Source organism: Nitrosomonas sp. ANs5 (genome assembly GCF_050584665.1).
Classification (GTDB): domain Bacteria; phylum Pseudomonadota; class Gammaproteobacteria; order Burkholderiales; family Nitrosomonadaceae; genus Nitrosomonas.
Window position 1 is genome coordinate 19,513 of sequence record NZ_JBEUDO010000036.1, and the last position, 10,920, is coordinate 30,432.

At 49.1% G+C, this 10,920-nt stretch carries 15 protein-coding genes; 4 read left to right on the forward strand and 11 right to left on the reverse strand.

Annotation, left to right across the window (positions count from 1 at the left end; all coding sequences use genetic code 11):
* Positions 1 to 19: 19 nt before the first annotated feature.
* The 11 genes from glmU to ABTW62_RS09635 form a co-directional block, all read right to left on the reverse strand.
* Positions 20 to 1,396: a bifunctional UDP-N-acetylglucosamine diphosphorylase/glucosamine-1-phosphate N-acetyltransferase GlmU gene (gene glmU / locus ABTW62_RS09585; protein WP_430904352.1), complete on the reverse strand. Its 1,377-nt coding sequence runs from the start codon at positions 1,394 to 1,396 to the stop codon at positions 20 to 22.
* Positions 1,397 to 1,790: 394 nt separating this feature from the next.
* A complete protein-coding gene (locus tag ABTW62_RS09590) occupies positions 1,791 to 2,213 on the reverse strand; it encodes a F0F1 ATP synthase subunit epsilon (RefSeq protein WP_430904353.1) in 423 nt (140 codons plus the stop codon).
* 29 nt (positions 2,214 to 2,242) lie between these two features.
* Positions 2,243 to 3,622: a F0F1 ATP synthase subunit beta gene (gene atpD / locus ABTW62_RS09595; protein ID WP_430904354.1), complete on the reverse strand. Its 1,380-nt coding sequence runs from the start codon at positions 3,620 to 3,622 to the stop codon at positions 2,243 to 2,245.
* Between the two features lie 30 nt (positions 3,623 to 3,652).
* Positions 3,653 to 4,537, reverse strand: a complete 885-nt coding sequence (gene atpG, locus ABTW62_RS09600; RefSeq protein WP_430904355.1) for a F0F1 ATP synthase subunit gamma — start codon at positions 4,535 to 4,537, stop codon at positions 3,653 to 3,655.
* Positions 4,538 to 4,540: 3 nt separating this feature from the next.
* Complete coding sequence (atpA, locus tag ABTW62_RS09605; RefSeq protein WP_430904356.1) at positions 4,541 to 6,082, reverse strand: F0F1 ATP synthase subunit alpha; 1,542 nt, start codon at positions 6,080 to 6,082, stop codon at positions 4,541 to 4,543.
* Positions 6,083 to 6,093: 11 nt separating this feature from the next.
* Positions 6,094 to 6,630 (reverse strand): F0F1 ATP synthase subunit delta, encoded by a 537-nt coding sequence (locus ABTW62_RS09610; protein WP_430904357.1) that lies wholly within the window; start codon positions 6,628 to 6,630, stop codon positions 6,094 to 6,096.
* Entirely contained in the window at positions 6,631 to 7,104 is a 474-nt protein-coding gene (locus tag ABTW62_RS09615; protein ID WP_430904358.1) for a F0F1 ATP synthase subunit B, read from the reverse strand.
* Positions 7,105 to 7,154: 50 nt separating this feature from the next.
* On the reverse strand, positions 7,155 to 7,427 hold the full coding sequence (atpE, locus tag ABTW62_RS09620) for a F0F1 ATP synthase subunit C (RefSeq protein WP_090414777.1): 273 nt from the start codon (positions 7,425 to 7,427) through the stop codon (positions 7,155 to 7,157).
* 51 nt (positions 7,428 to 7,478) lie between these two features.
* Positions 7,479 to 8,288, reverse strand: a complete 810-nt coding sequence (gene atpB / locus ABTW62_RS09625) for a F0F1 ATP synthase subunit A (protein ID WP_430904359.1) — start codon at positions 8,286 to 8,288, stop codon at positions 7,479 to 7,481.
* 16 nt (positions 8,289 to 8,304) lie between these two features.
* Positions 8,305 to 8,700: an ATP synthase subunit I gene (locus ABTW62_RS09630; RefSeq protein WP_430904360.1), complete on the reverse strand. Its 396-nt coding sequence runs from the start codon at positions 8,698 to 8,700 to the stop codon at positions 8,305 to 8,307.
* Between the two features lie 124 nt (positions 8,701 to 8,824).
* On the reverse strand, positions 8,825 to 9,037 hold the full coding sequence (locus ABTW62_RS09635; protein WP_430904361.1) for a hypothetical protein: 213 nt from the start codon (positions 9,035 to 9,037) through the stop codon (positions 8,825 to 8,827).
* Positions 9,038 to 9,303: 266 nt separating this feature from the next.
* Between ABTW62_RS09635 and rpsF the strand changes: the two genes are divergently transcribed.
* From rpsF to rplI, 4 genes are read left to right on the forward strand one after another with little or no spacing between them, the layout of a single operon-like run.
* Positions 9,304 to 9,747, forward strand: a complete 444-nt coding sequence (gene rpsF / locus ABTW62_RS09640) for a 30S ribosomal protein S6 (protein ID WP_430904362.1) — start codon at positions 9,304 to 9,306, stop codon at positions 9,745 to 9,747.
* A complete protein-coding gene (gene priB, locus ABTW62_RS09645; protein WP_430904363.1) occupies positions 9,716 to 10,057 on the forward strand; it encodes a primosomal replication protein N in 342 nt (113 codons plus the stop codon). The genes rpsF and priB overlap by 32 nt, the downstream gene beginning before the upstream one ends.
* A gap of 42 nt (positions 10,058 to 10,099) precedes the next feature.
* Positions 10,100 to 10,378 (forward strand): 30S ribosomal protein S18, encoded by a 279-nt coding sequence (gene rpsR / locus ABTW62_RS09650; RefSeq protein ID WP_430904364.1) that lies wholly within the window; start codon positions 10,100 to 10,102, stop codon positions 10,376 to 10,378.
* An 18-nt stretch (positions 10,379 to 10,396) separates the two neighbouring features.
* A complete protein-coding gene (gene rplI, locus ABTW62_RS09655; RefSeq protein WP_430904365.1) occupies positions 10,397 to 10,852 on the forward strand; it encodes a 50S ribosomal protein L9 in 456 nt (151 codons plus the stop codon).
* Positions 10,853 to 10,920 lie beyond the last annotated feature (68 nt).

Sequence of the window (10,920 nt, forward strand, 5' to 3'; positions counted from 1 at the left end):
AATTCATTAATCTGAAAGATTATTCAGGCTTGATTTTTTTTGGCCGCTTCCAATTGGCAATACTCAACTGCTTCGCGCGGGATAATGTCAGCTGATCTTCCGGCGTATCACGCGTTATAGTGGATCCAGCACCAATCGTTGAACCCCTTGCGACCCGGATGGGCGCGACGAGCTGCGTGTCGGAACCGATGAATACGTCATCCTCAATGATCGTTTGATGCTTACTGGCTCCGTCATAGTTGCAGGTAATCGTACCGGCACCAATATTGACATGCCTGCCAATCACGGTATCGCCTATATAGCTCAAGTGGTTGGCTTTGCTGCCAGAGGCAATCTGACTGTTTTTGACTTCGACAAAGTTACCGATATGCACGGCATCATCCAGGCGTGTACCCGGGCGGATACGAGCGAAAGGACCCACTCGACAATGGGTCCCAAGGCAAGCGTCCTCTATCAGACTATATGGAGATATGACTGTACCCGCGGCAATGGTCACATTGCGCAATATACAATGCGCCTGGATCTTCACATTGTCACCAAGCCGCACATCGCCTTCGAATAGACAATTGATATCTATTTCCACGTCACGACCACAAATCAATTGTCCACGGACATCGATGCGGGCTGGATCGACCAGCATGACACCCTGCGCCATGAGATCATCCGCAATCTCTTGCTGATAAATTCGCTCCAAGCCAGCCAACTGACGCTTGTTGTTAACACCTATCGTTTCCCAACTGTTGGCCGGTCTGGCTGATTCAATACCCACCCCATCCGCTGCCGCCATCTCGACAATGTCGGTAAGATAGTATTCGCCCTGGGCATTGCTGTTGTCCAGCCTGGCTAGCCAGGCTGGCAATAGCCGATTGGGGAACACCATAATGCCAGTATTGATTTCACAAATATGCTTCTGTGCTGGGGTGGCATCTTTTTCTTCAACGATTGATTGTATGCTGCCTGTCTCATGATCGCGCACAATCCGGCCGTAGCCTGACGGATCATCCAGCTCTGTTGTCAGCATGACCAGCCGATCATCCGTGGCTTTTTCCAGCAATGCCCAGAGTGTGGCACTTTTCACCAAAGGCACATCGCCAAACAGAACCAGCGTATGGCCAGTTTCTGCCAGGCTGGGCAAAGCCTGCTTTAAAGCATGCCCTGTCCCTAGCTGCTGTGCCTGTCTAATCCAAACCAGCGAAGAATCATCGATCACCTGCTTAACCCGTTCACCGCCATGCCCATAAACCACACAGACCTGATTGGGCGAAAGCGTATGCGCGGTATCCAGCACATGGGATAACAGCGGTCTGCCCGCTAGTGGGTGCAAAACTTTGGGCAGCGACGATTGCATACGCTTGCCCGCACCAGCCGCTAGAATAACGATATCAAGTTGTTTCACGCTGAAAAATCCTTTTTTCCACCTCAACCTTCCTTACCCGGCATCACATACCACCAATAAAGCCACCGAAAGGTCATCTCTTCGTGTTGCGCCCATCCTGCCAGTTCAAGCAGTCATTCCCCTGTTGATTCTATTGGTGATGACGCTGCAAGCCGAATCAACGGTATTCAAACCACAGGACCATGCTCTGGCACCACCGCCATGCGGCTTAATAACCACACACTCAGACCTCTCCAACCGAGAGATACCTATGTTCGAGAGAATTGTACTCGCATGGCGCCAGATTATATCAATCAAGAAGCAACACAAATACGCTTTAATTTATGAAGCAGGCAAAAAAAAAAGGGCGAAATCATCGCCCTTTTTTGCCTGCTGGATAATTGCGTGCTAACGCTTAATGGCCACGCTTTCTGAGTTGCTGAATAGCAGCGAGTTGTGCCGTCGCTTCGATCAATTCTGCCTGCGCACGCGCATACTCGATCTCGGAAAGTTTATTTTTCATGGCCTCTTCCGCTCTTTGTTTTGCTTCCAAAGCCTTGGCTTCATCCAGATCTTTGCCACGAACAGCAGTATCAGCCAGAATTGTCACGACATCGGGTTGAACCTCAAGCATGCCACCCGACACATAGACCTCCTCGTTTTCCTTTAGCGGTGCCTTAACACGAACCATTCCAGACTTGATGCGCGTCAGCATAGGCGTATGTTGCGGGTAAATCCCAACTTCCCCCATTAGCGCAGGTGCGACTATGAACTCTGCGGGTCCGGAATAAATCGACTCTTCCGCGCTAACTATATCCAGATGAAAAACAGTACCCATTGATTACCACCTATACTCTAAGAACTTTCTTATTGAATCTTTTTGGCTTTTTCCAGCACTTCCTCAATACCACCCACCATATAGAAGGCCTGTTCTGGAATATCGTCATACTCACCATTCACAATGCCCTTGAAGCTTTTAATGGTTTCTTTCAATGGGACATATTTGCCAGGCGAGCCGGTAAAGACTTCAGCGACGAAGAACGGCTGAGAAAGGAATCTCTGGATTTTACGTGCACGGCTAACAGCCAATTTGTCTTCAGGCGAGAGCTCGTCCATTCCCAGAATCGCGATGATGTCACGCAATTCTTTGTAGCGCTGCAATGTTTGCTGTACCTCGCGCGCCGTATTGTAGTGATCTTCACCTACGACCAGCGGATCGAGTTGTCGTGAGGTTGAATCCAGTGGATCTACCGCCGGATAGATACCGAGCGAAGCAATGTCACGAGACAATACAACGGTTGCATCCAAGTGCCCAAACGTCGTGGCAGGAGAAGGGTCAGTCAAGTCATCCGCAGGGACATATACGGCTTGAATGGAAGTAATCGAACCGGTTTTGGACGAGGTAATGCGTTCCTGCAAGCGTCCCATTTCTTCTGCCAGGGTAGGCTGATAACCCACAGCAGACGGCATACGACCGAGCAATGCGGAAACCTCGGTTCCCGCCAGGGTGTAACGATAGATATTGTCCACAAAGAACAGCACGTCCCGGCCTTCGTCCCGGAAAGATTCAGCCATGGTCAATCCCGTCAGCGCCACACGCAGTCTATTACCTGGGGGCTCGTTCATCTGACCATAAACCAGTGCAACCTTGTCCAATACATTGGAGTCCTTCATCTCGTGATAAAAGTCGTTACCTTCACGAGTGCGCTCACCCACACCGGCAAATACAGAATAGCCGCTATGCTCAATTGCAATATTACGGATCAGCTCCATCATGTTGACGGTCTTACCGACACCGGCACCGCCAAACAGCCCGATCTTACCGCCCTTGGCAAAAGGGCAAATCAAGTCGATAACCTTGATCCCGGTCTCTAATAATTCCGTAGAGGCAGCAAGCTCATCGAACGCAGGAGCAGCACGGTGGATTGGCATAACAGACTCCGCACCAATCTCACCCATCTCATCAATGGGCCTGCCCAAAACATCCATAATACGGCCGAGCGTTTTGGCGCCGACTGGAACAGATATTTGTTTTTCCGTATTGGTAACCATCATACCGCGACGCAACCCATCGGAAGATCCAAGCGCAATCGTTCTAACGATACCATCACCCAGTTGTTGCTGGACCTCCAACGTTAACTCAGATCCCTCCATCACCAGCGCATCATAAACCTTTGGTATCGCTTCCCGGGCAAATTCAACATCGATAACCGCACCAATGCACTGAACGATCTTTCCTTGGCTCATTATTGTTCCCTAATACAAATTAAATAATATTTAAACAGCTGCAGCGCCACCGACAATCTCTGACAGTTCTTTCGTAATCGCTGCCTGGCGCGTTTTGTTATAAATAAGCGTCAACTCATCAATGAGATTACCGGCATTGTCGGAAGCAGCTTTCATCGCCACCATCCGGGCGGATTGCTCGGATGCCATGTTCTCTGCGACCGCTTGATAGACCAGCGCTTCGATATATCTGACCATAATGTCGTCAATAACGGGCTTGGCTTCAGGTTCGTAAATATAGTCCCACGGCGAGCGGAGGACTTTGGACTCGACGCCATCGTTCTTGATCAACTTGTCGGTTAATGGCAGAAGCTGTTCCATGACGGGCTCTTGCTTCATTGTATTCACAAAGCGGTTGTAAAGTATGTATACCCTGTCTAAATGATTTTCCGTATAGGCATCCAGAACAACCTTGACCGCACCAATCAGTTTTTCCATATTGGGCGCATCTCCCAAACCGGTAATCTGGGAAATCACGCTCACTCCGGCGCGGCTCATAAACCCGAGCCCCTTGTTTCCGATACAGCAGGCCTCAATTTGCTTGCCGTCGTTCTGCCAGGTACGGGCCTCGTTCAAGACCCTGCGCAGGACATTGGTATTCAACCCCCCACACAGACCTTTATCGGACGTGACAACGATCACACCGACTCTATTGACAGTCTCGCGATTAGCCAGAAAGGGATGGCGATACTCCACGCTGGCCTTACTCATATGCGCAGCCACGTTCCGGATTTTCTCACCGTATGGACGTGCCTTCTTCATACGGTCTTGAGCTTTACGCATTTTGGATGCAGCAACCATCTCCATCGCGCGCGTGATCTTCTGCGTATTTTTTACGCTTTTGATCTTGTTCCGTATATCTCTGCTGCTAGCCATGGGTTAATAGCTTCCGTTTTGCTTGAATTCCTGAATAGCGGCCTCCAGCGCCTGCTCGGTCTCGCCATCGAGCTCCTTGGTTGTCTCGATTTTATCCATCACCGACTGGTGATGGCTGCGCATATGACTTTTCAGCGCGGACTCAAAAGCGAGTGCGCGTTTGATATCCACATCGTCAAAATATCCCTTGTTCAATGCGAACAAGGTTAGCGCCATTTCGGAGACTTTCTGCGTGGCATACTGAGGCTGCTTCATCAATTCTGTTGCCATTTTTCCACGCTCGAGCTGCTTACGCGTCGCCTCGTCAAGATCCGAAGCAAACTGTGCAAACGCGGCCAGCTCTCGGAACTGTGCAAGAGCCAAGCGAATACCGCCACCCAGTTTCTTGATAACCTTGGTTTGTGCTGCCCCCCCTACCCGTGATACCGATATCCCGGCATTGATAGCTGGCCGGATACCCGCATTGAATAAGTCGGTCTCAAGGAAAATCTGTCCGTCCGTGATGGAAATCACATTGGTTGGGACAAATGCCGTCACGTCACCAGCCTGTGTTTCAATAATCGGCAATGCCGTCAGAGAACCGGTTTTACCCTTCACTTCTCCCTGAGTCGCTTTCTCGACATAATCTGCATTGACTCTTGCCGCGCGCTCCAGCAGACGGGAGTGGAGATAGAAAACGTCGCCCGGATAAGCTTCACGTCCAGGAGGACGGCGCAGCAGCAAAGAAATCTGCCTGTATGCCCACGCTTGTTTGGTCAAGTCATCGTATACGATGAGTGCATCTTCCCCTTTATCGCGGAAGTATTCGCCCATTGTGCAACCAGAATAGGGTGCAATGAACTGCATGGCTGCCGATTCAGAGGCTGAAGCAGCCACGACGATGGTGTACGCCATCGCGCCGACTTCTTCGAGCTTACGCACCACGTTGGCGATGGAAGAGGCTTTCTGACCAATGGCAACGTAAATACAAATCATGTTTTCATCTTTCTGATTAATGATTGTATCAATTGCCACGGCGGTCTTACCGGTTTGTCTATCGCCAATGATCAATTCCCGCTGACCACGGCCAACCGGCACCATTGCGTCGATCGACTTCAGTCCGGTTTGTACCGGCTGATCGACTGATTTACGCCATATCACGCCCGGCGCAATTTTCTCTATCGGCTCTAACTTTTTAGCATCAATAGGGCCCTTGCCATCAATTGGCTGCCCCAAGGCATTGACAACCCTGCCCAGAAGCGCCTCGCCTACTGGTACTTCCAGAATACGGCCGGTACACTTTACGACATCCCCTTCCTTCAAATGCTCGTATGCACCCAGAATAACCGCGCCCACCGAATCACGCTCCAGATTCAGCGCCAAGCCGAATGTTCCGCCAGGAAACTCCAGCATTTCGCCCTGCATCACGTCGGACAATCCATGAATTCGGACGATACCATCTGTCACCGATACGATCGTACCCTGCGTACGAAATTCCGAAATAACAGACAGCCCTTCAATTCTACTTTTGATTAGTTCACTTATTTCTGATGGATTTAACTGCATTTTAATAACTCCTAGCTTTTGAGGGCAGCTGCCATTACTTCTAGCCTTCCGTACACTGAGCTGTCTATTATCTGATCGCCGATTTCAATTCTAACCCCACCGATAAGCTCAGCATTTACATCAACTTGCGCATTGACTTTTCGTTGAAACTTCTTCTCGAGCACCGAAATCAGTTTACTCAGCTGCTCCTCATCGAGAGGAAAAGCCGACGTGATTTTAGCCTGGAGCACACTTTCGTGTTGCGCCTTAAGCTGACCATAAAGTTCCTTCAGCTGAGGCAGCACACCCAAGCGATCGTTTTCGATCAATAGATCCACCAAGTGCTTTCCTTCACGATTAAGCTTTCCGCCGCACACAGCAAGAACAATTTCGCGCAGCTTAGCTGATGGCACTTGAGGATTACCGATCAATGCCTTAATTTGTTTTTCGGATGCCACAGCAGTGAGCAGCTCCAGCATTTCCGACCAGGAAGATAAAGCGCCTTTAGCCCTAGCGAGCTTAAAAACCGCTTCTGCGTAGGGTCTAGCAATTGTTATCGCTTCAGCCATTTACTTTAACTCTGCCTCTATTGATGAAAGCAAATCAGCATGCGCCTTCGGGTTCACTTCTCGACGAAGAATTTTCGTGGCACCCTGAACGGCCAAGCTTGCTACTTGCTGACGCAACGCTTCGCGTGCGCCAAAAACTTCATGCTGAATTTCCGCTTTCGCACCCGCCAAAATCTTGTCGCCTTCGACTCTGGCATTTGCTTTGGCTTCTTCAACGATGTCGGCAGCTCTTTTTTCCGCCTGGATGACTATCTCGCTTGCTCGCTGCTTCGCTTCCTTGAGCACCTCCAAAGAACGCTGACTAGCAAGCTCCAGCTCTTTCTTACCACGTTCACCAGCCGCCAGCCCATCGGCAATCTGCTTTTGGCGCTCTTCAATCGCACGCAATAAATGCGGCCATACAAACTTGACGGTAAACCAGATAAAAACGGAAAAGGCTATCGCTTGCGAGACCAGTGTGAAATTTATATTCATAACAGCCCTTTATACGTCTTCTAGAATATATTCAGTATTTACGCTTATTTTTACTGAATCACTGCCAACAACGGATTACCAAATGCGAACAACATTGCAAGCCCGACAGCAATAATGAACGAAGCGTCGGTCAAACCCAGCAGTAAGAAAACTTTACCTTGCAGCGTAGGAATCATTTCTGGCTGACGTGCCGCACCTTCCAGAAAACGGCTACACATAATACCCACGCCGATACATGCACCTGCCGCACCCAATCCAATCATCAACCCAATGCCGATCCCGGTGTAGGCCTGTACCATTGCTAAAAATTGAACATTATCCATAATTGCCTTCCTTTAATTAAAATCAAATTAACAACAAAAGCTTCTTCTTAATTAATGCGACTCGTGCGCCATGGACAAGTAGACCACAGTCAACATCATGAATATAAACGCTTGCAATGTAACGATCAGTATATGAAAGATTGCCCAACCCAGCCCAAGCACGGCGCCAAAGACAGTCCCGGCAACGCCCGTTGCGGCCCACATACCGAGTAACAGAAAAATAATCTCGCCTGCGTAGATATTTCCAAATAACCGCAGGGAATGTGACAACGGTTTAGAAATATATTCAATCAAGTTGAATAACAAATTGAGCGGCCACAGCAGCGGGTTCTTGCCAAAGGGACTGCAAAACAGCTCCGCAATCCATCCGCCCATACCCTTAACCTGAATCCCGAAGTAAATCGTCAAGAGCCAGATTGACAATGCCAGCGCAAATGTCGTGTTCACGTCAGTGGTCGGCACGCTGCGCCAATTATGCAACCCGAATATATTTGTATAGATCCACGCCATAATGTCAATTGGCAGCAGATCCATGGTGTTCAGCATCAACACCCAGACAAATATAGTCAGCGCAGCCGGCGCCACAAATTTGTGCCTGTTTCCATGAAACGAATTCTTTACCTGCCCATCGACAAACTCGATCAATATCTCAACGAAGGCCTGCTTCTTGGATGGCACGCCTGTGGTGGCTTTTCTTACAACCATCCACATGAAACCAAGGCTGAGCACGCCCAATATCAGCGACATCACCAACGTGTCGACATGAAGCACCCAGAACGAACTGTCTCCGAAACTGACAGTCATATTGGTCAGGTGATGTTGGATATATGAAGTTGGTGTTAATTCTGCATCAGATGCCATTTTCCTTACCTATTTGCTATTTCTGCACCTTTTTATCGCCACTGGGTATTTCTGGCACAAATATCGCCAGACTAGATATAATTACCGCCACGATGAACGAGCCAATAAATACGATTGGCACCACATCTTCGTAGGCAGCAAAAACGCCCCAGAGCGCCACAATAATTACTATTATCTTCACCGCTTCCGCTCGCAACGCCGTGCGCAGCGTACCGCTCGCTGAATATCCACGATGTCTTGATATGACTACTGTATAGGCCGCCATTGAGAAGATACTGACAAGCGCCCCTAAAAATCCTGATACAGCGCCGTGCACACCCATCCATAAACCGCACCCAATTGACACGAGCACTGCGTAGACAATCTGCCAGCGTATAACCGCCCCGAGCGGTTTATTGCTAATTAATGACATTTTTTGCGGGCGTGTGGAAATTCCCTTAGGGAATCTCTCCAAAAAGTGCGGGGATTTTAACTTGATCGGGCACCATAGTCAATGAATGCTTTTGAACAAAGCCTGGCCGAAATTGCAGACACAATTAACCGCTATTCACTACCAACAACCCGCATGCAACCCATCCTTGCTTGTCAGTCATGCCGCCTACTGCACAGTCACTTTTCTTGCCTCTTTTCCCGCCTGATATCTTGTTATTTATTTTGAGGGCGCCTCTAAAAAATCCATATTTCGCCACAATACGTCGTTGTTCACAAAAAATGTCTCCTGACATATCCATCATATGCTGCGTCAACATTTTTTGTTCTCGCCTCGTCTTGTTTAAAACGCTAAATTTTTAGAGGTGCCCTTGATTCATTGCATTACATCCAGACCAAGCTTGCAACTTTTTGATATTTTACTTTCAACTCAGTACAATACTCACCGGTTTGCCGGTACGGCACGCCTGTCCGGCGAATATCCTTGCCACGGCGCGCGCCTGAACCGTGCAATCTTCTTTGCCAAGTTTTTATTACCTTGCCTCACTTCCCACCCAAAGAAGGAGGCTATACCCGAAAGGACACCATGAGACACTACGAAATAGTTTTTATCGTTCACCCTGATCAAAGCGAGCAAGTGCCTGCCATGATCGAGCGTTATACCAGCACGATCACCACCAGATCAGGAAAAATCCATCGTCTGGAAGATTGGGGTCGACGCCAGCTTGCCTATCTCATCCAGAAATTGCACAAAGCTCACTATGTTTTGATGAACATCGAATGTGATCAGGAAACACTTGAAGAGCTCGAACACAGCTTCAAATTCAATGACGCAGTTTTGCGCCATCTGGTCGTTCGTATGAATGGTCCTGTTACCTCACCTTCTCCCCTGGCGCAAGAAGGCGGCAGCAAGCCTGCACATGCCACTGCAGAGGATCAATCTGCCAGCCCGTCAGCCTCCAATGCTTCTGGCGCTCCTTCCGGAGACAATCCTGCAATTGCTTCCGAGCAAGTTCAATCTGCATCCTGAACCGGGATCCACACTGGATTGCAACCAGGTCATCATCTGCGGAAAAATTGTCAAGCTTGCTACACCACGCTATACGCCCGCTGGCATCATGGTTACCGAACTCAAGCTCAGCCACGAGTCCATGCAAGTGGAAGCTGGTAGCCGGCGCCAGGTAACATGCGAATTGGCAGCAATAGCGATGGCAGACCTGGCCGAGCAAGTTTATTCCATGGGTATTGATCGACATGTCAGGCTCACGGGCTTTCTTGTCAGGAAGAACCGCATGAACGACCAGCTGATTTTGCATATATGCGATGCGGCACTTGCCTGAAAAACAGTAAACCATTTATACAAATAGCTTAACGGAGATAATATGAGATTCTCGAAAAACAAAGATGCAAAGAGCAGACTAAAGGACAGAATTGCAAATCGTCCCTTGTTCAAACGTAAAAAATTCTGCCGCTTTACTGCCGAAGGCATTACCACCATCGACTACAAAGACACCGAGCTGCTTAAAGACTTCATCAGTGATAATGGAAAAATCATACCGGCCCGGATCACCGGCACCAAGGCTAACTACCAGCGCCAGCTGGGGCTTGCTATCGAACGCGCACGCTTCTTGGCGCTGTTACCATATACTGATCGGCACTAAGAACTTGGGAGAACTGCTATGCAAGTAATTTTGATGGAAAAAATAGCCAAACTGGGCGCTTTGGGCAGCATTGTCAATGTCAAGCGAGGATATGCTCGCAACTATCTCATTCCCCAAGGAAAAGCCAAATGGGCTACCGCCAGTGCTATCGCCGAGTTTGAATCCAAGCGCGCGGAACTGGAAAAAAAACAATCAGAAGTTTTGGCGGCCGCAGAAGCGCTGGCAGCCAAACTTGATGGTCTGCTCATACAAATCACCCAAAAAGCCGGTGTCGATGGCAAGCTTTTTGGGTCGGTAACCAATGCCAATATTGCTGAAGAGCTGTGCAATCAGGGTTTCTCAATCGAAAAATCCATGATACGCATGCCGGAAGGACAACTGAAACAGGTAGGTGACTACACCGCTACCATTGCACTTCACAGCGATGTCTCGGCGCACATCACGGTATCGGTGCTGGGTGAAGCCATCGCCTGACACCTCCTCATCGAAACAAAAAAAGGACTGCTGCCAGTCCTTTTTTTGTTTCTGCACCGGATGGACGA